Here is a 22,919-nt window from a genome sequence, read left to right as displayed (position 1 = left end):
TCAAATTATGACACTAATTATACGAAACGACGAAAGAGGTCGTCAAGGAAGCCAGGGCCGGGAATCAGCGGCGCCGAAAGGCCAAATTTCGGCAATGCTTCAGAAACTTCATGCTTTCCCTGCGCTCGGGCTGCCGCCCTCCGTAATAGAGGGATTCCCAAATCGCCACAAACTCTTCGGCCGCGCCGGTTAAGCCCGGTCTGCCCTGGAGGGCGGACAGCAAATATTCCCTGGCCGTCATCGCCGGCGGTTTGGGCCCGTAACACTGGCCAAGCTCCCGCCATACCCGGTCGGCGGCCGTCAGCAATTCGCTTCGTCCCGGGAAACTGCGGCGCGGCCGGCGCAGGTACAGCCACAGCTGCAGCCGATTTCCGCGCCAGGCGATTTCCCGGGCGATCAAAACCGCAAACCCGGCACCAAGCAGCGAGGCTGTCCAAACGAACGGATTCGTCCCGGGCTGCAGCTTTTCCCGCCAGCCGGCGGCGGTTTCGGCAGCGCCGGCTGTCCATTCGGCCGCCAGCTTTTGCACGCTGGTCACCGCCTGGTTCAGCCATTCGAGCAGCCCCGTGCCGGCGTTCCCGCCGGTCGCGTCGCCGGGGTTGCCTGCGCCAGCAGCAAGCGCTTCGCCGAATCCGGGCGTCGGATCAAAAGGCACCCAGCCGGCCTGGGGAAAATAAACCTCGACCCAGGCATGGGCGTCCGCGTATGTCACGGTAATCCGCTGCATCGTTTCGTTCTGGCCAGCACGGCCTGCCGCTGCCCGTTCGCCTGGCGCAAAGCCCTTCACCCATCTCGCCGGAACGCCGCCGCTGCGGAGCAGCACCACCATCGCGCTGGAAAAATGGTCGCAGTAGCCGATTTTGTCCTCGAACAGAAACCGGTCGACAAAGTCGGCCTCCGCCGGCGGGCGCCGGGTATCCAGGTTGTAGGCATAGTTTTTCTTCAAATAGCGCTGCACGGCCAGAGCCGCATCATAGCGGCTGCTTGTACCGGCTGCAAGCTCTTTTCCCAAATTCCGCACCCGTTCCGGCAAGGAATCGGGAAGCTGCAGATAACGTTCGGCGATGCCCCCTTCGTCGGGGCCTTGATTGTCTCGCAGTACTGGGCCCGGGGGCGTTTGCAGCAGCGCGGTCACTTCGTAGCCGTAGATTTGCTCGGCCGCGGCGGCGTAATCGATCACCAACGCGTCTGCGAGCGGGTCGAAGCGGGGATTCACCTGAACCCGGGGAGTTTGTTCGCCGCCAAAAACAAATCCGGAACGCACGGGAATGCCGCCGGAAAGAAGCGCTACCCGCCCGGTCAGCGGTTCATTGAACATCACCGTCTGGCGGATTTCTTCCGTGACCGGCGCGGCGCCGGGATTGGCAGGCCCGGAGGCCGGGGCGTTTTGCGTTTCCCGCGTCCCTGCACTTTTCGCGCCATCCTCCGCAGCAGGCTGAATCCAGCCCCGCCCCGTGTAGACGCTTTTGCTTTCCCCGCGCCAATACGTATTCCGCGGCGACAGCGCCGTGAAATACACATCGTGCCGCAGCTGCAAAGGAGCCCCCAGCTCGGCGTCGCTGCGGCTGTACCCGGAAACGCTGAAAACCGCCGCCGTTTCCTGCTCTGCAGTCAGTTCGGCGCCGCTCCACTCGGACAGGCTCTGGGCAATCTGCTGCCAGGATACCGGCCGGATCGGCTGAACCGGAAGCTGCGAGCTCAGCAGCGCAGCGCCGGCCACGCAAACCAGAACAATCCCGGAGCCGAGCAGGCTTCCCCGGCCCGAGGCGTAACCCGGGTCACGCTTGCCGAACACCAATGCCTGTAAAATCAGGCCGAGCACTGCGGACCGGATTAGCCCCAGATATAACTCGGCGCCTCCGGCCGTTTCCAGAACGACCAAATAAAGCACCGTCATCGCCAGGAACAGCAGGATGTTTTGCCTGCCGAGCGTCAGCATTTGCACGGACACGACCAGAAGCGTCCAACCGATCAGCAGCAGCAAAGTGCGGAATTCCATGCTGACGCCGCTCAGCCGTCCGGTTTGCATAAATTCGCCCAAATCAGCGCCAAGCTGTTTTCCCAAGTCAATAAACCTGATCCATCCGTCCGCCTGCCCATGAAGATAAAATAAGGAACAGACGACCAGAAGCGGAGGGATCATGGCATATAAAAAAGACGGCAAACGCAAACATCCGGCGCATAACAGCAGTCCCGTCAACACGAAAAAAAGAGTAACCGTGTCCGCTTGGTCATTGGCGACAAATGCATACAGCGGATACAGCCATTCCCCAAACAGTCCGAACAAAAGCGCCGATAAAACGAGCCGCAATCCGAAGGCCGGGGCCTCGTCTTTAGGGACGGCTCCGCAAGATGCATCCGGACGCGAAATTCCTCCCTCCGCAGGGGAGACAGCCAAGGCTGCCGTTTCTTCCTTTGAACTAGGCGCTGGCATGTTCCGCTCCCTCCTTTCGGGGGAGTTCAAAGTGCCGGGGCGTCAGGCCACAAACGGCAACGCCATGTTCCCGCAGGCGGGAGGCAAGCGCGTCATCAAGCTCCACCCCGCCCGGAGAGCACGCGCACCACAGCTCGACAGAGACGCCCGCTTCCGCCAGCTGCAAAACAGCTTCCGTCAATCCGGGGGTCAGCTGTCCGGTAATGACCGTTACAGATCGTCCCTGCGCGGACAATTCCGGCCAGTCCCGCTCAAGCACCGCCTTCGCGGGCAGCCCTTTGCCGAGATCAACCCCAGCCAGCAGTTCCCTGCCGTAGGCCAGTCCTTCATACCCGGATAACGTGGCGATGCCATCCATGCCGCCATGGCTAAGCAGCAGTTCCCCCGGTATCCCGTACCGGGCTTCCCGCTGCAGCCAGGACGCCGCGGCGGATACCGCCAGCTCAAAGCGATCAGCCTCTGCGGCCCAGGCCGCCGGCGCAGCTGCGAACCGGTCCTTGCCGGCGGAGCGCCGCTGACCGGATACCTGGCCTCGCGGCGCGGCGTAATCCGCTTCATCCGTACCAAGCAGCAAGTAACGCGGCACGTTCCCCTGCTCCTCCGGAATACGGGTCAGCAGCGTTCCCGTCTTCGCCGAATGTTTCCAGTGAATTCGGCGCAGCGGATCCCCGGCCATGTACGGCCTCAGCCGGCCGGGCGCGGACGGCGATGCCGCCTGCTGGCGGTACGGACCGCCACCGCCCTCATCATCGCCGTACGCCTCCATCGTTTGCGAAGGATAGGAACTTAACGGCCGTGGGGGGACGATCAAAACGTCTTCCGTCTCCACCCGCAAGCTGCGCTTAAACCAGCCGAGCGCATCGCCCCAGGTCAGCCGCACCGCGTTGTTTTCGTAAATCCCCCGGTTGATTTCTTCAATATGATAAGTCCCGCTGTAAACCCTGCTAAACCCGGAGAAATACAACTTGCCTGCTCTGCCGTTGTTACGTACCACCGAAACTTCTGCGGCCAGATCATCTTCCACATGCAGCCACAGCGGCGGCAATCCGCTTAGACAAGTCACAGTCAATTTCACGGCGAGCCCATCCCCGTCTGCCGGACGATCCGGCTCCCAGGACCGCACCACTTTCATCCGCTTCGGCCCGCACCATAATGCCAACGCGCCTTGCAGCATCACGAACCAAGGCAGCAGGGCCAAAAAGAAAGAAGACGCGCCTCCGCGCCATAAATACCATGCCGTGAGCAGCCCCGTTGCCGTCAGGGCCGCCGCCCATCTCCAAATCCCGCTTCTCATGACGGCACTCCTGAAGACCGGGCAAAAATCGGGACATCCACCTTCGCAAGCAGTTCCCTAAGCACCCGCTCGCCGCTGATTCCGGCGATTTTGGCTTCGGTTTTTAACACGATCCGGTGGACCAGCACCGCTTCCGCAACCGCTTTGACATCATCGGGCGTAACAAACGAGCGGCCTTTGAAATAAGCCATCGCCTGCGAAGCCCCCATCCAAGCCAGCGTGCCGCGCGGGCTGATGCCGAGGGAAACTTGCGGGTGACGGCGCGAGGCGTCCGCCAGGCTGACCATATAACGTTTGACGACGTCATCCACCAATACCCCCCGCACCTGCCGCTGCATCGCGGCGATTTCGTCGGGCAGCAGCACCGGCTTCAACTCGGCGAGGGGATGTTGCTCCTGCAGCCGGCCAAGCATCTCAAGCTCCTGCTCCGGATTCGGGTACCCCAAAGTCAGCCGCATCAAAAAGCGGTCCAGCTGCGCCTCCGGCAGGCGGTAGGTCCCCTCGTATTCCAATGGATTTTGCGTGGCCAGCAGCAAAAAAGGCTTCGGCAAAGCCCGGGTGACTCCGTCCACGGTCACCTTCCGCTCCTCCATCGCTTCCAGCAAAGCTGATTGCGTTCTTGGTGCCGCGCGGTTGATTTCATCAGCCAGTACAATATGGGAAAATACCGGGCCGGGCCGAAACTCAAACTGCCCGCTTTGCGCATGATAGACCGTAACTCCGGTAACATCGGAAGGCATCAAATCGGACGTGAACTGGATGCGGCCAAACGACCCGCCGAGGCAAGCCGCCAACGTCCGCACCAGCATCGTTTTGCCGACGCCGGGAACATCCTCCAGCAAAATATGGCCTCCGTACAGAATGGCGACAACCGCCAGCTCGATCTCTCTTTTTTTCCCGACAATGACTCGATCCACCCGGCTGACCAGCCGCTGCAGCAGATCATGAGCCTGATCCTGATTCATCGTATCTCCTCCGTTTCTAGGCAGGCGGAAAACTTCCAACCAATCTATCTACCAGTTTCCCCAGAAACTAGCGAAAATAGACATGAATGAGAGATACGGGCAAAACAATCCTGTCCCGGTCAGGCAGGTATCAGTTACAGCGCGGTCACCCGGCGTTCATCCTCGCGCAACGTGAGCGAAGCGATCGGATGACCCGTTGCTTCCATAAGAATCCGCAGCGGCATCCATAGCGATTCGTTTTTGTGTTCGAAAATCAGGTCATATTTGACCTGGGGGCTTCCTGTGCGCTCCGCGGTCGCCGTGCCGGCGTTCGGATCGAAGGTCACTTTCGCATTCCCCCATACGACGACGGCGCGTTGGTTGTCCCCGTCCCAATGGACTTTGGCTCCAAGCCGTTCCATCGTCGTCCGCAGCGGGACAAGGTATTGCCCTTCCTGCAGCCGGTACTCCCCGCTTTCCAACCGGGTTTGCACGCCTCCCGCTTCTACCGTTAACGGCAAATCCGGACCGAACAAAGCAGCGTTGGGCACAACATTGGCTTTCACCCAGGCGTCCGACGGGATGGTTCTATGTTTCTTTTTCATGGAAGGGTCAAGATGAAATTGTACAGGCGGCTGATCGGGGGAAATCGCTTGAAACGCGTACCCCTGCTTCTTATAGTGTTGAATGATTTTCGGCAGCGCCTTGACGGATTCCCCATGTCCCGCGCCATCGTGCAGAAGCACAATGACCTGATTTGGTTGGTTCGCGGATACAACGTTGTTAACGATTTCGGAAGCCGGAACCCCTTTTCTGCGGGAATCCCCGCTGTCCACGTTCCAGTCGAATACTTTATAGCCCCCGAGCTCAAGGAGGTTGAAATACGTTTCGTCAAAATGGCCGTACGTCCCGCCCGGAGCGCGAACCAGCGGCGTGCGTTCACCGGTGATTCCGCGCAGCACCTCTTCGGTGGCTTTGACCTGCTTCCAAAAATGGCCGAAGCTGTCGTAAAGCTCCTTGTATTCGTGGTTATAGGTATGGTTGCCGAGCGTATGCCCGGCTTCCTCGATCCGCCGGATCATCTCGGGGTAGCGTTTCGCCTGCTCGCCAAGTACGAAAAAAGTGCCCGGAACGTCCTCTTTTTTCAAAATGTCCAGCACCTTGTCCGTCAGCGGACTGGGCCCGTCGTCAAAGGTTAGGTACACCACTTTGCCGTCGGTTTTGTTGGTGGCTTTGTTGGTGGCTTTGTTGGTGGTTTTGTTGGTGGTTTTGTTGGTGGTTTTGTTGGTGGTTTTGTTGGTGGTTTTGTTGGTGGTTTTGTTGGTGGTTTTGTTGGTGGTTTTGTCGGCGGCTTTAACAGTGGCTTTACCACCCGCCGGTCTGGCCTTGGCCGTTTCATTGGCTGCAGCCGCTGGCGTTCCCGCTGTCGCTGCGGCGATCGCTGCCGTTGCGTCCGTCCACGCAGTTTCCGCCGCTAGCGTTCCTGCCGCTCCCTCCAGCCGCTCTTGGGCCGCTATCCCCTGCACTTGTTCGGCTGCAAAAGAAGCTGCCGCAGTTAGCACAGCATCTACTCCCAACACCTGCGCCCCGTTCTCCCCGCCATGTTCCCCCGCTTTTGCCGCCCCCTTATTTGCCGCCAGCGAATCTGCCGGCGGCTGAGCAAGCGCATGCGCCGCAACTTCCGGCCACCTTTGCCCCTGCGGTTGAATGCCAAGCGGGACACTCACGATCCAAACAAGCGCTGTTAACAGCAACACCGTACGAATTGCCACTAGACCAAATTTCCATTTTCTATTCATCGTTTTTTCTACCTCCGCCGCTATGATTAAATGAGATTATATGATTCATTTGGCTTTCTGGTAGATTGTATGAAGCTAGAAACGGAAATAGACCCCGTCGTCCCCCGTATTGGACCGTAACGGACTGTAATGACCTTATTCGCTCATTTCCCGGGTATTTCCCGTTCTAACGGACACAGATGCCGCTATTCGGCTCCACAAGGCAAGTTATTCGAAGATTTCTTGGAAATAAAGGCTCCTGAGTCCGTTACAATTTTACACCCTACGTTTTACCCCCAATAAAGTCTCTGGTGTCCGTTAGCGAAACGAGGAGACCCGCCGCTATCAACGAACGGCGGCCGGCTGGCGAGTGCCCGGACAAAAGAAAAAACCGCCGGAGAAATGGCGGTTCTTTGATGGTCCCCCATAGGAAAGGTGACCTGAGTTTAGGGGGGGCGGGCAGTTTTGATTGGAAAAATCCAATAGATCGCCGGAAATCGCACGCTATTGGGAGCTCTCATTGGAAAAAATCCAGTAGATTTCGTTCAAATCGCCCATTTTACACCCTGTCGAGACTCATCTATTGGAAAATATCCAATCAAGCGCCCGTATTTACCATTCATTTTCCAATTCTACTGGATATTATCCAATGAAATGCCGATACCTAGGCCAAACTTAGCGGAAGTGTATCATCATCTCTGCCTACCGGAGCCAGCTCCCTGCTTACCGGCCCGCCTCTTTAACGGCCTCCAGCACCTGGTCGGCATGGCCTTTGACTCTGATGCCGCGCCACGCCTTCAGCAGCTTCCCTTCCTCATCGATCAAAAAAGTGGACCGGACGATGCCTTCGAATTCGCGGCCGTACATTTTTTTTAGCTGCCAAACGCCGTACTTCCGGCAAACCTCATGATCCTCGTCCGCGAGCAGCGGAAAGGTGATTCCCTGCTTTTGGCTAAAGCGGTCGTGCGACTTGACCGAATCCCCGCTGATCCCCAGCACAGCCGCGCCGTATTCGGCAAACATCGCGCCGAGATCGCGAAAATCACAGGCTTCCTGGGTGCAGGCCGGGGTGGAATCTTTTGGGTAAAAATAAAGGACGACCTTGCGCCCGCGAAACTGCTCCAGCGATATCTCTTCACCACCGCTTGCGGGAAGCCGGAAATCCGGAACGGGCTCGCCCACCTCCAACTGATGCTCCGTCATATGCGTATCCTCCTTCAAGCTCCTAATCTAAAATTGATTGTATTTGTAAAAAAAATTATAATGTAATGATATTAGGATATCTATATATGAAATTCGAACTTATCGTTTTTTTCTGAAAGGAACGAACATAATGACGACACGCACAAAACGTGCGATCCTCTGGTCGGTGATCGGAGTCGTGATCGCAATCGCCGCATTCGTGGCTTACTATTTTATCGCGATATATAATCAGGTGGACAACTTTAAGAAAGAAGGAGAAGAATCCCCTTTCTATAATGTTCAGCCTACCGAGACCAAGGCCGAGGAACCTCCGAAATGGGAGGGGACGGAACGGGTCAATATTTTGTTGATGGGCGTGGATGCCCGCGGCCTGAAAAAAGGGGAAATCCCCCGCTCGGACACGATGCTTGTCGCATCGCTTGATCCCGTCACCAAAAAGGCCTATCTCTTCTCTATTTTGCGCGATACTTATACGGATATTCCCGATTACGGCAAGGAGCGGATCAATACGGCGATCACCCATGGCCCCAATACGGCGATGAAGGCGGTGTCCGATTTGCTCGGCATCCCGATCCAGTATTATGTATACACCGATTTCCAAGGCTTTATCGAGCTGGTGGACGCAGTCGGCGGCGTCGATTTTTACGTGGAAAAAGACATGCATTACACCAGTAAAGCGGATAACCATGAATACGACATCGACCTGAAAAAAGGGCAGCAGCATCTGGACGGCAAAACGGCGCTGCAATACGTGCGCTTCCGCCATGACGCCATGTCCGACTACACCCGGACGGAGCGGCAGCGCAACTTCCTGAAAGCCGTCGCGGATAAGCTGAAGTCGACGACCTCGATCATGAAGCTGCCTTCGATTTTGGAGAAGGTGAACCCTTATATCGATACGAACCTGTCCGTGCAGGATATGTGGAAGCTGGCCACCGTCGGCTATGACAGCCAGATGGCAGCAAGCGAACAGATTCCCCCGATGGAGCTATTGAAGGAAGAAACCGTCGGCGGATCGGACGTACTGGGCATTCGCAGCGAAGACGAACTGAAGCAGTACGTTCAGGATGTGTTCAACAAAGCGGAAGAATCCAAAACGGAGGACGGCAGTCAAAATTCCACGGAGAACAGCGGCGGTTCCGAAAGTAACAGCGGCAGTGATAAAAGCAGCACCGGAAACAGCGGCAGTTCAAGCAGCGACGGCCGAACGGGGAGCAGCGCTGACGGCGGCGAAACGGCGGAACCGCCGGCGGCTTAACCGGCCGGCGGTCATCGCCTAGGATCGCGGCAGTTGCCCACCATCCGGCTTAGCTTGAGGAACACGCTCCCCCGGATGAAGTCAACCCCGGAAACCCCGGAGTCTGCGGAACTGAATTGTTTCAGGGACGCGGCTCCGGGGTTTTCAAACCAATATCCTTGAAAGGAAGTTTTGCATTATGAACCGATCGCAATCCGAACATCTTTACGAGGAAGCGCTCAAACATATCGTCGGCGGCGTCAACAGCCCCTCCCGGTCTTTTAAAGCGGTGGGCGGCGGGGCGCCCGTTTTTATGAAAAAAGCGGAGGGCGCTTATTTCTGGGACGTGGACGGCAACCGCTACGTCGATTATTTAGCCGCCTACGGGCCGATCATTACCGGGCACGCCCATCCGCACGTAACGCGGGCCATTCAAGAGGCGGCGGCGAACGGGACGCTTTACGGCACGCCCACCGAGTTGGAAATCAGGCTCGCTAAAATGCTGAAGGAAGCGATCCCTTCGATGGACAAGGTCCGCTTCGTCAACTCCGGCACGGAAGCGGTCATGACGACGATCCGCGTCGCCCGCGCCTATACGAAGCGCAACAAAATCATCAAATTCGCTGGCTGCTACCACGGCCATTCCGATCTCGTGCTGGTCGCGGCCGGCTCCGGCCCGTCCACGCTCGGCATCCCCGACAGCGCCGGCATTCCAACCAGCATCGCGCATGAGGTGATCACCGTGCCGTTTAACGATGCTTCGGCGCTGAAGGATGCGCTGGACCGGTGGGGCGACGACATCGCCGCCGTTATGGTCGAGCCGATCGTCGGCAACTTCGGCATGGTGATGCCAAAGCCCGGCTTCCTGGAAGACCTCTGCCGGCTGGCGCGGCAGTACGGCGCCCTCGTCATTTACGACGAGGTCATTACGGCCTTCCGCTTCCATTACGGCTCGGCGCAAACGTACGCCGGGCTGGCGAATCACGAAGCGATCCGGCCGGACCTGACCGCGCTCGGCAAAATCATCGGCGGCGGATTGCCGATCGGCGCGTACGGCGGCAGCAAAGAGATCATGGAGCAGGTGGCGCCGCTTGGTCCGGCCTATCAGGCCGGGACGATGGCCGGCAACCCCGCCTCCATCTCGGCCGGCATCGCCTGCCTTGAGGTCCTGCAAGGCGCCGGCGTCTACGCCGAGATGGACCGGCTCGCCGCGAAGCTGACGGACGGCCTGGCCGACTCGGCCCGCCGGCACGGGGTGCCGCTGACGATCAACCGCATCCGCGGATCGTTTTCGACGCACTTCTGCGATCACCCCGTCACCAATTACGACGAGGCGCAGGACACCGACAGCGCGGCGTTCGCCGCCTTTTTCCGGGCGATGTTGAACCGCGGCGTCAATCTCGCACCGTCGAAATTCGAAGCCTGGTTCCTGACAACTGCGCACACGGACAGCGACATCGACTTTACGCTCGAAGCCGCCGAGTCCGCGTTTAAGGAAATCGCCGGCCAGTAAACGAATGACGTTTTTGACGTCGAGTTCTTGGCGTCACGTTTTCGGCGTCGGGTTCTCGGCCTCATGTAACGTCGGGTTTTCGGCCTCACGTTTTCAGCGCCGGGTTCCCGGCGTCAAATTTTCGGCGTCGGATTTTGGGGGGGCGGGCTTTGGTGTTAGGTTTCAATGTCGGGTTTCGACTTCAGGGTTTCGACTTCAGGTTTTCGGCATCGGGCTTCGGTGTCACTTTCCGGATGGCCGTTCACGCTGAGTTCGGAATGGAATCATGGCATCCTCAAGCCCACCGATAATAACGGTAATTTTTGGCGTTATTTCGGCGATATCCCTCACTCAATGAGAAATAGAGGAAATTTATGTCGCTATTTACTTGAATCACAAGTAAATACCCGCGTTCTGGACCATCCATAGATAAATAAGGACAAAAAATGTCGCTAATAGGGATGAACATGCCTAGCTCCGAATAATAAGAACATAAAGTTCCGCTATTTTGATGGTCCAGCCGACGGTTGGCCGATCCAATAGCCGGCTGTCAAGCACTGATTTCTAGGTTGAGCCCCCTTTTGTTCCTTCATTTTCGGTTTTTGTTCTCACCGGACGGTCACAAATAGCGGCGCTATCCCATTTACGGTTCTCGCAGGACAGGTCTATACTAAAAGAAGCAGATGTATAAAGGATGTTGCTGGAAATGCTGCAAACCATAAACCGACAACTGAACCGGATGATGCCCTTGATTACGCCGACCAGCATTTTGATCGGGGTGTTGTGCGGCGGCAGTCTGTCTGCTTATACGTACCTGTCCCCGTGGCTGTTCGCTTTCATGACCTTTGCCGGGAGCATCAGCCTGAGCTTCAAGGATTTTTTGAACGTGCTTAAAAAACCCTTGCCCCTGATTCTCTGCCTGTTTATCCTGCATTTGGCGATGCCTTTGCTCGCCATGGGTTTGGGACATCTCGCGTTTCCGGGGGATTTTTATACGATTACCGGATTTATTCTCGCCGCCGCCATCCCGACGGGTGTCAGCAGTTTCGTATGGGTTGGCATCTACAAAGGTAACATCGCCCTCACCTTGTCGATTATCCTGATTGACACGATTCTGGCGCCTTTCGTCGTTCCCGGCATCCTGGCGCTGCTGGTCGGCACGAACGTCCAGCTCGACGCCGCCGCGATGATGGGCAGCCTGTTCTGGATGATCGTTGTCCCCTCGCTGCTCGGGATGCTGATGAACCAGTGGAGCAAAGGGGCGGTCATTGCGGCTTGGGGCCCGTGGCTGAACCCGTTTTCCAAACTGGCCATGGCCGTCGTCGTGGCGATCAACGGCGCGGTCGTCGCTCCTTATTTAACAAATTTCAACCCGCGGCTGTTGGGTCTTGGGGCCATTATCGTCTTGCTTGCTACGATCGGCTACCTTCTGGGCTTCGGCTTTTCCAGGCTGATGCGATTGAACGAGGCCGACAAGGTTGCGCTCGTCTTCAATGGCGGCATGCGCAACATCAGCGCCGGCGCGGTGCTGGCCGTTACGTACTTCCCCGCCCCGGTGGCCGTTCCGGTCGTGCTCGGCATGGTGTTTCAGCAGATGATGGCCTCACTGGTCGGCTATGTGATCGGCCGCCAATCCCGCGCGCAGGAGCGGACCGACACGGCTTCCGCCGTCTGACGCTGCGCCTCACCGCCGCCAGACGTTGTGCCTCACCGCCGCCTGAAACTGCACCTCTCGCAAATGGTGCAACGGCGGAATCTGCCTAAAAAGTCCGCGCCGGCCCTGTCGTTTTTTCGTTTATCTAGTAGACGATTCTGGAAATAACGTTAGCATGATGGCAAGTGAAGACTTGAGAAAACGGAAAAATTAGTCTATTGTAGATTCGGGTGACAGCATAGAGGAAAAAAAGGGCGCTATTTCAGCGATATCCCCCATGTTGCGTGAAATAGAGGAATTTTATGGCGCTATTTTCACGATTTAGTGGCGAAAGGCCGCCTTTCGACCTGTTCATCGAAAAATAAGACCCTAAAGTTCCCCTATGGTGATGAATAGGCCCAAATTTGGAAAATAAGACCCTAAAGTTCCTCTATTTTATGGGGATGGTACTGAGCACAAGACTAATATAGAACAAAGCGATCCATAGCTCCTGTCCGCAGTTAAGCCATATTATTTCCGGATCATTTTACTAGTTTTCGCCCCACAGTTTTCCACTCCCCCTGTTTATCGGCCCTCCGGTTCTTCTGCCCTGCCGGTTTCCCGGCCCTCATTCCGTCTCTTTCCGCTCTCTTCCTGTCTCTTTCCTCTCTCTTCCTGTCTCTTCCTGTCTCTTCCCGCTCTCATTCCGTCCCTTTCCGCTCTCTTCCGAACCTTGCCATTCCTTTCACCTGCTTTGCCGCTGTTCTTCATCAGCGCTTTTCCGTATAATAGAGTATAAACTAGAATATTGCCCCCGGCCTCCAGGCTGAAAGGCAGCAAATATCTAAGGCAAAGGATGGGAGTACTTTGAATCAATCCGCAGCAAAATCTCTACAACGCAGCATTCCCCCGTTTCGGGCCGATCAGGTCGGCAGCCTGCTTCGGACCGCAGCGATCAAAACAGCCCGCGAGCAGCGCGCAGCCGGCAGTCTATCGGCCGAGCAGCTGCGGGAAATCGAAAACGAAGAGATCCGCCGCATCGTGGACAAGCAGAAGGAGGTTGGCCTTCAGGCCGTAACCGACGGCGAATTCCGCCGGGCGTGGTGGCATTTTGATTTTCTTGAAAATCTTGACGGCGTGGAAGGATATGAAGCCGAAAGCGGCATCCAGTTCCACGGTGTTCAATCGAAAGCGCACAGCATCAAAGTCACGGGAAAAGTCGATTTCGGCAATCACCCGATGTTGGAAGACTATAAATTCCTGCACGGACTGGCCGGTTCGCATATGGCAAAAATGACCATCCCCAGCCCCAACATGCTCTATTACCGGGGCAAAATCGATACGCCGCTGTATGAGGATAAAGAAGCATTTTTCGAGGATCTAACCCAGGCTTATAAAAAAGCGATTCGTGCTTTCTACGACGCAGGCTGCCGCTATTTGCAGCTGGACGACACCTCCTGGGCCGCCTTCTTCTCCGAAGAATCCAGGGACAAGCTGCGCGCGCAGGGCAAAGATCCGCAACAGGTACTTGAACTGTCGGCCAAAATGATCAACGAAGCGATCGCCGACCGCCCGGCGGACCTGGCGATCACCATGCACATCTGCCGCGGCAACTTCCGCTCCACCTGGACCGGCTCCGGCGGTTACGACGCTGCGGCGGAAACGATTTTCGGCGGCCTGAACCTGGACGGATTGTTCCTGGAGTTCGACGATGAACGCTCCGGCGGCTTTGAACCGCTGCGTTATGTCAATCGACCTGATTTACAGGTCGTGCTGGGCCTGATCACCTCCAAGTTCGGCGAGCTCGAAAACCCGGACGCGATCAAGCGCCGCATCGACGAAGCCTCCCGCTACGTAAGCCTTGATCAGCTATGTCTGAGCCCGCAGTGCGGCTTCGCTTCTACCGAAGAAGGCAACCTGGTAGCCGAGGAACAACAGTGGGCCAAGCTCCGCCACGTCGTGGAAATCGCCGCCGACGTGTGGAAGTAACGCCCGCTAACCGGGTACGCCCATGTTCATAGCTAAAAAAGCCGTCCCCGGTCTTTGGGGACTGCCCCTGTCTTCACAGACAAGGGCCAGTCCTTCCAAGCTAAGACCAGCGGGACGGCTTTCTTTTATAGTGCAGATCAGACCGCGTGCTTACTGCTGCGGAGCTTTGTCGAAGAAATTCTCCTGCACGTATTTGGCCGCGATATCAAGCTGTTGTTTGGAGTCGGTGCCCTTTTTCGAGAACGATTCCTGCACGACATTGGACATGGTTGCATAGTAGTCCTGGGTGCCGAATTGCGCTTCCGGCTTGCCTTCCAGCAGGCTGAACAGCTGCGGATCGTATTTGTACACGTTGTCGTATTTGTCGTAGATGGCTTTGACCTTCGCGGCGTATTCCGAATCATCGCTGAAATATTCGAGCGGCGTCGGAATGTAGTATTTGCCTTCGTCCTTGCGAGCTTTGATCGTATCCTCCACCGATTGCAACGCATCGTCCGTGAAATAATCAAACGTAATATAGCGGAAGGCCATTTCCTGCTCGTCCTTCGTTGCGTTCGGGTTGATGACGAGATAGTTGCCGCCCAAAATTCCGTAATGCTTGCCGCCCTTCTCCGCCGCAGGCATCGGATAAGCGATTACGTCCTCCGGCTTCATGCCGCCTTCGTTCAGCGCCGCCTGGATCACGTCAAACGCCCCGGCGATCACCATCCCCGTCCGGCCTTGCTTAAACGAGCTGATCGCATCGCCCCAGCCGAGCGCCCAGTCCTGCGGAATCGCGTTCGCTTCCCAGCGCAGTTTTTTGTAGAAGTCCAGCGCTTTGACTCCGGCTTCGGAGTTGAACACCGCCGTCAGCTTCCCGTCTTCGGTCGTCTGGATGTCGCCGCCGGCTTCAAACAGGAAATTCGTCCAGTTCCAACCCGCTTCGTTGCCTTTCCCCATCGGCGCGATCCCGGAGATGCCTTTTTTCGGATCGGCCACGCCTTTGGCCGTGTTGTACATGTCGTCCCACGTCCAGTCGAGCGCCGGAATCGCCACGCCTTTTTCATCAAGCAGCTTTTTGTTGATGACTGTCGAGGTCACGTAACCGTTTTGCGTGATGCCGTACACTTTGCCGTCGACGATAAACTGGTCCTGCAGCACGGGATTGATCTCGTCTTTGTACTCCCAGTTGTTCCAAAGCTCCGTGATATCAGCCACCCACCCGCGTTCCACAAGCAGCTGCGCTTCGGTCGCCCAGGTATTGTAGAACGTCGGTGCTTCGTTGGAGGCCATTTTCGCGCCGATTTCGTTTACATTATACGCCCAATCGTCTTTGATGATCGTCACGTTCGGATATTTCGCCTGGAAGCGGGCGATTTTATCGTCCTCCTGCTTGCGCAGCGTCGTTTCGTCCGGCAGCGGATAGTGGATTTTCAGCGTGACCTTGCGCTGCGTAATATCGCCCGCTTCCCCCGCGGTCCCGGCATCGCTGCCGCCATTGCCGCTTGTGCCGGCGGCTTCGCCATTTCCGGTGCCCGCCGCATTTTTATTGCCTCCGCCTCCGCCGCAGGCCGCCAGCAACGAGCCAAACAGCACGAGACACATCAAAACTGCTGAAAACTTACGCATTGAAACTCCCCTTTTCGCAAAATTGTTTGTAGATGTTGTTCAAAAAGTCATCTTTCGATCACGAAGTAAGTCAAGGAGAGGAGTCGACGTCGAATCTTGAATTCAGCCGGGCCAAGCGGATGCTTCCGAAGCATGTTTCCTACGGAAACATTTCAGTTGCTCACGTACCCAAAACGTACGCTCCGCTACTCAGTCCCTGGCTTCATCCAACCTTCTCGGTGCTCAAAACCTGACTTTTTGAACTCACTTGAATGACATCTTCATCTTAAAAGAGAACTCTTGAGCAATCGATGTGCAATCGTATTCCTTTCGTGTGCAGGCCTACGATATTGAAAACGCTATCCTTTCACCGCGGACAAGCTGACGCTGCGCATGATGAATTTCTGGAAGAACAGGAAGATGAAGATCGGCGGAATCATCGCCATGAACAGGATCGTAAATTTCACGTTGGTGTCCAGGCTGCGCGCGTTGACTACGTATTTGTAAATGGCTGTCGCCAGCGTGTATTTATCTTCGGTCTGCATCACGAGCGACGGCCAGAACCAGTCGTTCCAGGCGGTGGAGAAAATAAAGATCGCCAGCGTGGCGAAAATCGGCACCGACAGCGGCACGGCGATCCGGATGAAGCCGGTCCATTCCGAAGCCCCGTCAATGCGGGCCGCCTCAAAAATTTCCGGGTGGATGCCGTCGAAGAAGTTTTTGATCAGCAGAAAATAGTAGGCGCTCGCTCCCGCCGGAAGCCAGAAAGCCCAGTAAGAGTTCAGCAATCCGAGCTCCTTCAGGTTGACGAAGTTCGGAATCATGTAGCTCGAAGCCGGGATGAACAGCGTCATCAGAATGAAAAAATAAATCCCCCGGCCAAAAGGCACGCCGATCCGCGAAATGCTGAACGCGGCAAGCCCCAGCACCAAAACGGTCATGAGCAGATTCCCGGCGAAAATCAGCAGCGTATTTTTTAAGTAAGTCGGCAAATCAATAAACGTCCAGCCTCTGGCGTAATTTTCCCAATGCCACTCCTGCGGGAAAAACCGCGGCGGAAACGAATTGACCTCCGGGTTGCTTTTGAGCCCGTTAAACAGCGTCATGGCGATCGGATACAGCATCGTAACGACCATAACGGCGATGCATAACACCATTAATCCGTAGACGGCTTTGTTCAACGGCTTCCGCAGATCGGACGGCGACAAAATCCCTCTTTCTTTCATGCTAGTACTCCTCCCTGTTCAGCTTGAATTGTGCAATTCCCAGCACGGCCAACACCAGGAACATCAATACGCCGAGCGCCGTACCCGCCCCGTAATCCAATTGGGTGAACGCGTATTTCACCGTAAGGAGAGCATAAGTGAGCGTCGCTTTGTTGGGCCCGCCGTCCAGCATAGCCAGTTGAGACTGGTAAGCCTGGGAAGTTCCGATCAACTGCAGGATCAGCATCAACACGATCAAATTCCGCAGCGAAGGCAGCGTAATGTATCTAATCCGGTTCCAGACGCCGGCGCCGTCGATTTCCGCCGCTTCGTACCAGTCCCGCGGAATGCTCAGCACCCCGGCCAAATAGATCAGCAAAGCCGAGCCGAACTGCTGCCACGTTTCCATGAACACCAGCGAAACCATCGACCACTTCGGGTCGGAGACGAACGCAATCGGATCTGCGCCGAAAACACCAAGCAGCCCATTGATCGGACCCACTGGGTCGTACATCCAGCGCCACAGCCCGTACAAAACGACGCCGGGAACGACATAGGGCAGATAAGCCGCAATCCGCGCGAAGCCCTGAAAAAATTTCAGCTCCGAAATGGCGATGGAAGCCGCGATCGGCACCCAGAACCCGATCACCAAACAGAGCAGCATGTAGTAGAGCGTATTTCTGACCGAAAGAAGCACGTCGGGATTGTTCAGCACCTTAACATAGTTTTCCAATCCTACGAACGTATTCCCGTTGACAAAATCGATATGGTAAAAGCTGTACACCATTCCTTTGATGATCGGAACCCACAAAAACACGATAAAAATAGCGATCGCCGGCACGAGGAACAAATACCCCATCATGTACTTTTTCCAATTCGAACCCCGCCGCGGAGCGGTTTGCGTCCCCGGCGCCGGCGCACGCTTCGTGTTCCGACGCTCTCCGCTTTCCGGCGAATAAGCCGTTTCCCCCATCGGTCTCCCTCTTTCCTTCGTAATGTCTAATCCTAATTGTAGAAAAAGGGGGTAGCCGCGAACATGTCTAAAACTATGTGAACTATAACCGATCTTACTTCTTCAGCTCGCTGGGGCTGACGCCGAAATATTTTTTGAAAATTTTGCTAAAATGCTCGGGGGACTCGTATCCGACCCGCTCGGCGATCTCATACCGGCGCAAATCAGTGTTCAGAATCAGGGCTTTGCTTTCTTCCATCCGCAGCTTAATGACATACTCCCACAGGTTGTACCCAGTGTTTTTCTTGAACAGGTAGCTTAAATAGTTGGGACTGACGTGGTTTTTCTTGGCCACCTCGTGAATCGTCAGCCCTTTTTGGCTGTAGTTTTGCTCAATATATTCCTTGGCGCTTTCGACGATCCGGTTGTTTTGCGTGTTGAGCTCCTCCCGGGAAGGGTCCAGGGCATAATTGTGCCAGTTGAAATCGCCATAATAAAACACATGGTAATCGCCGTGCTCTCCGCTCCACAGCATCGCCTTATCCGCCTGGCGGCTTAACAAGCCAAGAAAACCGGCGCCTTGCATAATTTGGCTGATTCCGATGGTGCACAAAACGCCGAGATATTTATGGACGTGATGATGCAGGCTGCGGCCGATCATTTCGAGCTGGTTGATTTTGTTGACGCTGGGCTCGGCATATTCCGCTTCACTCCACTGTGCGATGATGGCAATCTCCAGATCCCGCGTGTAAAAAGACAGGGCATTCCACTCCCCGTGCAGCAGCTCTTTGACGATGTTCAGCGCGGCATATTGAAACAGCCGGACATCCCGCTCATTCCGATTCTTTTCTCCGGGAAGCGCCAGCTTCATTTTGATCACGGAAAAATAAGGCCCGCTAAGCCCCAGCTTCCGCAGCTCTTCCGTTTCCTCGTCCGGTTTGGCCGCGGCAAATTCGTTTGCTTCCGTCAGCAAGCGGTTCAGCTTTTCGGTTTTCCCGGGTCCCAGCTCCTCCATCCGGAAATGCTCCCGCTCCCGGGACAGCCAATCCTCCATCTGCGGCGCCGGTTTATCCATTTTCAGCAGCGCATTGCGCACGGAATCGAGAAACTGCTCGCTGTTCAGCGGCTTGACCAGATAATCCTTGGCCCCGAGCCGGATGGCCATCTGGGCGTACTGAAACGTCTCGTGGGCCGAAATGATGATCGTCTGCACCCACGGCTTGAGAATTTTCGCCTGATGCATCAGCTCGATCCCGTCCATCTCGCCCATCCGGATGTCCGTCACGATCAGGTCGATATCCTCCATCCTGACATAATCTAACGCCTCATGGCCGCCCTGGGCGGTGATAATTTGGCCGATCGCCAGACCCGAGGACGTCAAAAGCCCGGCCAATCCTTTGCAAATGAGCGGCTCATCGTCTACGACCAAGATGTTGTACATACCTAAATTCCCCCTTTTCGTCATTCCCCGGAAATTTCCGTGATGGGCAGCGTGATCGTCACAACGGTGCCCCCCTCCGGACGGGCCGCATAGCTAAGGCCGTAATCGGCCCCGAAATGCAGCCGGATCCGCTGATGGATGTTGCGGATGCCATAGCCGACGGACGGGCTGGGATTCTCGCCGTTCAGCAGCCTGTCGATGGCCGCGAAATCCACCGCTTTGTAGCCATTGTCCGCGATGGTGATGAACACCCGGTTACCGTTTTGGAGCGCACGGATGACGATCTCGCCGTCTTCCCCCATATTTTTTACGCCATGAATGATAGCGTTCTCAATCAGCGGCTGAAGCGTGATTTTTGGAATTACACACAGATGCAGTGCGGTGGGAACGTCCCAGGTCACCCGAAAGCCGTACTCGTACCGGTGCTCCTGCAGCTTGATGTAGGCGGAAGCGTGCTGCAGTTCTTCCTCCAGCGTAATCAGCTCCCGGCCGCGGCTTAAGCTGATTTTCATCAGCTTGGACAACTCCTTGATCATTTCCGCGGACGACGTGCCTCCCTCCATCGTGCTTTTCCAATAAATGCTTTCCAGCGTGTTGTACAGCAAATGCGGGTTGATCTGCTGGTACAAAATTTGCAGCTGCGCCTCTTTTTGCTTGATATCCATCTGATATTTGTAATGCACCAGCCCGTTCAAACGGCGCGCCATCCCGTAGATGCTGGAGACGAGCACGCTGATTTCGTCGTTCCTCCGCCATTTTGGCGTTTCCGGCACGGATTTGCCCGGTTCATATCGGCGCACAAAATAAACGAGCTTTTGCAGCGGGGTCATCAGCCCTCGCCAAAAGTACAGAATCATGATCAGCCCCACCGCAAAATAAGCCACAGAGATCAGCAGAATGATCCGCTTGATTTCGTTTTGCTGCTGAAGCAGGGCTTTCAGCGGAACTTTGTAGACCAGCTTCTGCTGGAGCACGCCATTATAATGGATGACGTAAATAAAATCATGGGTGATGACATCCTTGGCCCCGATCATCGCGTTCTCCACCGCCGCTTCCGGCGGCAAATCAAGCAACCGGCCCGCCTCGGGCGGCAAGGTGAGTCCCCCGGCTACCCCCGGCATCGCCGCCGTCAAAATCCGGTCAGTCCAATCCGTGTAATAAAGCTCGCCCTCGGGAATCGATACGGTTTGCAGCGATTCTCCGATCCGCGCCTCCACGTTGGAGACAACCAGCACGCCGATCGTCCCACCCTTGTCGATGTTGTTGATCGCCCGGACATAGGCAAGAGTCCGCTGATTTTTTTGCCCCTGGGCCGGGGGCGACAAATGCTCGATTAAGCGCAAATAGCCGTTCCCTTTCTTGGCGACGGCTTCCTCAAACCATTCCGGCTTCTCCCGTTCAAGAAAAAAATAAACCCCGGCTTTCTTGGACTCCGGATAATACGGCGCAAAAGAATACGAGTTCAACGGGTCGTACACGAACAGCGAATAATAAAGCGGCTCATGCTGGCCGGTCTCATCGGAATAACTGTTCAGCAGATTTTCCAGCTTCTCGTAATTTTTCACCCGCTCTGGCACCGTGTTATTCTCGGCCGGGTTTAACTGCTGGACCAGCGGATGCTGAAACACCGTCGACGCCACCTTGTTGATCGATTCGATATCCCGGCTGATCAGCCGGAAATTTTGATTGTTCAGCTCGATGTAGGCATTGGTGACATTCCGTTTCAAAATTTGATCCGCCCGATAATTTCCGTACAAATTCAAAATAAACAGAGGGACGACCAGCACCAGAAAAACCAGGATCAACTGCTGCTTCAAACCGATCTGCGTCAACGGATTCTTGAATCCCGATTTCACCTGTCATGCACCTCCGGCCACTTTAAGTACGAGTTCAAAAAGCCGGCTTTTCAGCACCGAGAAGGTTGGATGAAGCTAGGGACTGAGTAGCGGAGCGTAGGCAAACCTACGTGAGCAACGGAAGGCCCGGCTGAATTCAAGATTCGACGTCGAGACACTTCCTGGTCTGCTTCGTGATCAAAAGACGGCTTTTTGAACAACCTATAACAACTTATTTAACTATAGCAAGCTTGAAAACCCGCAAGGTATGCGTATTACTACGGATATCGTGGCGTTTCTTAAGATTTGCGGGTGCGCGCGGGGTCAAATGCGTTCATTCTCTCCCGATCATGGGCAGGTCCAAACGGGCTGTTTCTCAAAGAGTTACACGGAGCCAATGTCAACCATTTTTCCAGAGCTCGCGCTGATTCAATGCAACTATGGCTTGTCCGCTGCCGCTGTTCATAAGTTTAGAGCATTTTCCGCGTTTTGCCAGCTACAAATTTGAGCTCTCGTTGAAATTATCCAATAGAATCGGAAAGTCTCTTCCAATATCGCCGGATTGATTGGATTTTCCCAACGGCTTCAATGTTATATAATGTAACACTAAAGACTGTATAAATTTCTTTTTTTCAGAAAAATACAGTGAATTCAGATTCTAATGAAATAATATGTGACATAGATATTGCTCTATTTTATTTCATGTTGTACTATTGTGTTACTTTATATGACATATTGATAGGAGGCAGCTATGAAGATTAAAAGGTGGTTTACGTTGTGTTTGCTTGTCGGGGTGTTGTTCTTTACGAGCGTTCCAAGCACATTTTCAGAGTCGGCATCCGGCTCCGCCGAGAGTTCCGTGCCGAACGTAACGATTGTCGCTATGGGAGGCACGATTACCAGCACGGCGGTCGGGCGGGAGATGTTTCAATCTTACGGCTCCGAAAAAGTTTCAATTCAAAATATTCTCGACCGTCTTGAGCCCGAAATTTCCAAGGTTGCGAACGTCAGCATCAAGGAGCTTGAAAACATCGGGTCTGCCCAAACGACAACGGAACACCTTTACAATCTAAGCTTGGCTATTGACGAAGTACTGGCCGACCATAAGACCGATGCGGTTGTCGTGACCGCGGGCACCAACATTATGGAGGAGTTGGCTTACTTCGCGGATCTGACCGTACGCAGTCCCAAGCCCGTTGTGTTTACCGGCTCCATGAGGCAATCCAATACCTTCTCTTTTGACGGGGAGGCGAACCTGTTCAACGCGATCCGTTTGGCGGCCAGCCAAGAGACGACTTGTTACGGTACGGTTCTAATGATGAACGATGAGTTTTTCGCCGCCCGTGAAGTCACGAAAACGGACGCCGTCCGTATGGATACATTCGATGGAGGACGTTACGGAGCACTGGGTACCGTTGATGAGGGCCGCATTCGCTCCGTCAGAGCACCTGCAAGAGTGATGGAATGCGGACAGAGCGGCTGGAAAACACCGTTTGATCTATCCACCATCAAGCCAGAGGATTTAGCCAAGGTAGAAATCGTATACAGCTATACCGAAGCCAGCGGTTTACCGATAAAAGCATTGGTAGACGCAGGAGTGGACGGAATCGTCACCGCCGGGCACGGGGCAGGGGGAATTTCGACGGAGCAGCAGGCGGCTCGTGCGGAAGGCGTTAAGAAAGGCGTTGTTTTTGTTACCACTACCCGGACCGGCTCGGGAGCCGTCTATGACGCGAAAACGCCCGGAATTATCGGCGGAGCCGACCTCTTGCCGCAAAAAGCGCGTATTCTGCTGCAGCTCGGACTCACTTTCTCCGACGATCCCGAGCAGGTTCGCCAATGGTTTACCTCCATTGGATTACCCGAGTTCAACATGTCCCACTAGCATAATTAAT

15 protein-coding genes are annotated in these 22,919 nt (G+C 55.4%); 5 read left to right on the top strand and 10 right to left on the bottom strand.

Features of this window, described 5'->3' with window-relative positions:
* Positions 1-64: 64 nt before the first annotated feature.
* From ACLD72_RS17870 to bcp, 5 genes are all read right to left on the bottom strand, one after another.
* Positions 65-2,434: a DUF4129 domain-containing transglutaminase family protein gene (locus tag ACLD72_RS17870; protein ID WP_410998547.1), complete on the bottom strand. Its 2,370-nt coding sequence runs from the start codon at positions 2,432-2,434 to the stop codon at positions 65-67.
* The gene (locus ACLD72_RS17865) at positions 2,421-3,728 is read right to left on the bottom strand and encodes a DUF58 domain-containing protein (RefSeq protein WP_458476083.1); all 1,308 of its coding nucleotides are present in this window, start codon (positions 3,726-3,728) and stop codon (positions 2,421-2,423) included. The genes ACLD72_RS17870 and ACLD72_RS17865 overlap by 14 nt, the downstream gene beginning before the upstream one ends.
* Complete coding sequence (locus ACLD72_RS17860) at positions 3,725-4,693, bottom strand: AAA family ATPase (RefSeq protein ID WP_410998552.1); 969 nt, start codon at positions 4,691-4,693, stop codon at positions 3,725-3,727. Before ACLD72_RS17860 ends, ACLD72_RS17865 begins: the two co-directional genes overlap by 4 nt.
* A 134-nt stretch (positions 4,694-4,827) precedes the next feature.
* Positions 4,828-6,471: a polysaccharide deacetylase family protein gene (locus tag ACLD72_RS17855; RefSeq protein ID WP_458476082.1), complete on the bottom strand. Its 1,644-nt coding sequence runs from the start codon at positions 6,469-6,471 to the stop codon at positions 4,828-4,830.
* Between the two features lie 702 nt (positions 6,472-7,173).
* Positions 7,174-7,653 (bottom strand): thioredoxin-dependent thiol peroxidase, encoded by a 480-nt coding sequence (bcp, locus tag ACLD72_RS17850; RefSeq protein WP_410998555.1) that lies wholly within the window; start codon positions 7,651-7,653, stop codon positions 7,174-7,176.
* Positions 7,654-7,783: 130 nt separating this feature from the next.
* On the opposite strand from bcp, the gene ACLD72_RS17845 reads away from it, so the two are divergent.
* The 4 genes from ACLD72_RS17845 (at position 7,784) to ACLD72_RS17830 (ending at position 14,004) form a co-directional block, all read left to right on the top strand.
* Positions 7,784-8,911: an LCP family protein gene (locus ACLD72_RS17845; RefSeq protein ID WP_410998557.1), complete on the top strand. Its 1,128-nt coding sequence runs from the start codon at positions 7,784-7,786 to the stop codon at positions 8,909-8,911.
* A gap of 178 nt (positions 8,912-9,089) precedes the next feature.
* The gene (locus tag ACLD72_RS17840; protein WP_410998559.1) at positions 9,090-10,403 is read left to right on the top strand and encodes a glutamate-1-semialdehyde 2,1-aminomutase; all 1,314 of its coding nucleotides are present in this window, start codon (positions 9,090-9,092) and stop codon (positions 10,401-10,403) included.
* A gap of 685 nt (positions 10,404-11,088) precedes the next feature.
* Positions 11,089-12,057, top strand: coding sequence for a bile acid:sodium symporter family protein (locus ACLD72_RS17835; protein ID WP_410998825.1), 969 nt, complete (start codon positions 11,089-11,091; stop codon positions 12,055-12,057).
* Positions 12,058-12,882: 825 nt separating this feature from the next.
* Positions 12,883-14,004: a 5-methyltetrahydropteroyltriglutamate--homocysteine S-methyltransferase gene (locus tag ACLD72_RS17830; protein ID WP_410998562.1), complete on the top strand. Its 1,122-nt coding sequence runs from the start codon at positions 12,883-12,885 to the stop codon at positions 14,002-14,004.
* Between the two features lie 150 nt (positions 14,005-14,154).
* Here the strand turns inward: ACLD72_RS17830 and ACLD72_RS17825 are convergent, their stop codons facing one another.
* From ACLD72_RS17825 to ACLD72_RS17805, 5 genes are all read right to left on the bottom strand, one after another.
* Positions 14,155-15,612, bottom strand: coding sequence for an ABC transporter substrate-binding protein (locus ACLD72_RS17825; protein WP_410998564.1), 1,458 nt, complete (start codon positions 15,610-15,612; stop codon positions 14,155-14,157).
* Between the two features lie 338 nt (positions 15,613-15,950).
* Positions 15,951-16,817, bottom strand: coding sequence for a carbohydrate ABC transporter permease (locus tag ACLD72_RS17820; protein WP_410998566.1), 867 nt, complete (start codon positions 16,815-16,817; stop codon positions 15,951-15,953).
* A gap of 1 nt (position 16,818) precedes the next feature.
* Positions 16,819-17,658, bottom strand: coding sequence for a carbohydrate ABC transporter permease (locus ACLD72_RS17815; protein WP_410998827.1), 840 nt, complete (start codon positions 17,656-17,658; stop codon positions 16,819-16,821).
* Positions 17,659-17,863: 205 nt separating this feature from the next.
* On the bottom strand, positions 17,864-19,189 hold the full coding sequence (locus ACLD72_RS17810) for a response regulator (RefSeq protein WP_410998568.1): 1,326 nt from the start codon (positions 19,187-19,189) through the stop codon (positions 17,864-17,866).
* A 20-nt stretch (positions 19,190-19,209) separates the two neighbouring features.
* Positions 19,210-21,045: a sensor histidine kinase gene (locus ACLD72_RS17805; protein WP_410998570.1), complete on the bottom strand. Its 1,836-nt coding sequence runs from the start codon at positions 21,043-21,045 to the stop codon at positions 19,210-19,212.
* Between the two features lie 730 nt (positions 21,046-21,775).
* Between ACLD72_RS17805 and ACLD72_RS17800 the strand changes: the two genes are divergently transcribed.
* Positions 21,776-22,909 (top strand): asparaginase, encoded by a 1,134-nt coding sequence (locus tag ACLD72_RS17800; protein WP_410998572.1) that lies wholly within the window; start codon positions 21,776-21,778, stop codon positions 22,907-22,909.
* Positions 22,910-22,919 lie beyond the last annotated feature (10 nt).

This window comes from Paenibacillus lacisediminis (assembly GCF_046567315.2).
The sequence above is the reverse complement of the archived record's forward strand: the minus strand, read 5'-3'. Positions and strand labels throughout refer to the sequence as shown.

What these genes read in the sequence shown, in the direction of transcription:
- ACLD72_RS17825 (WP_410998564.1), bottom strand. Translation starts at nt 15,612, where the DNA reads ATGCGTAAGTTTTCAGCAGTTTTGATGTGTCTCGTGCTGTTTGGCTCG.
- ACLD72_RS17865 (WP_458476083.1), bottom strand. Translation starts at nt 3,728, where the DNA reads ATGAGAAGCGGGATTTGGAGATGGGCGGCGGCCCTGACGGCAACGGGG.
- ACLD72_RS17845 (WP_410998557.1), top strand. Translation starts at nt 7,784, where the DNA reads ATGACGACACGCACAAAACGTGCGATCCTCTGGTCGGTGATCGGAGTC.
- ACLD72_RS17815 (WP_410998827.1), bottom strand. Translation starts at nt 17,658, where the DNA reads ATGATGGGGTATTTGTTCCTCGTGCCGGCGATCGCTATTTTTATCGTG.
- ACLD72_RS17855 (WP_458476082.1), bottom strand. Translation starts at nt 6,471, where the DNA reads ATGAATAGAAAATGGAAATTTGGTCTAGTGGCAATTCGTACGGTGTTG.
- ACLD72_RS17835 (WP_410998825.1), top strand. Translation starts at nt 11,089, where the DNA reads ATGCTGCAAACCATAAACCGACAACTGAACCGGATGATGCCCTTGATT.
- ACLD72_RS17860 (WP_410998552.1), bottom strand. Translation starts at nt 4,693, where the DNA reads ATGAATCAGGATCAGGCTCATGATCTGCTGCAGCGGCTGGTCAGCCGG.
- ACLD72_RS17820 (WP_410998566.1), bottom strand. Translation starts at nt 16,817, where the DNA reads ATGAAAGAAAGAGGGATTTTGTCGCCGTCCGATCTGCGGAAGCCGTTG.
- ACLD72_RS17800 (WP_410998572.1), top strand. Translation starts at nt 21,776, where the DNA reads ATGAAGATTAAAAGGTGGTTTACGTTGTGTTTGCTTGTCGGGGTGTTG.
- bcp (WP_410998555.1), bottom strand. Translation starts at nt 7,653, where the DNA reads ATGACGGAGCATCAGTTGGAGGTGGGCGAGCCCGTTCCGGATTTCCGG.
- ACLD72_RS17810 (WP_410998568.1), bottom strand. Translation starts at nt 19,189, where the DNA reads ATGTACAACATCTTGGTCGTAGACGATGAGCCGCTCATTTGCAAAGGA.
- ACLD72_RS17870 (WP_410998547.1), bottom strand. Translation starts at nt 2,434, where the DNA reads ATGCCAGCGCCTAGTTCAAAGGAAGAAACGGCAGCCTTGGCTGTCTCC.
- ACLD72_RS17840 (WP_410998559.1), top strand. Translation starts at nt 9,090, where the DNA reads ATGAACCGATCGCAATCCGAACATCTTTACGAGGAAGCGCTCAAACAT.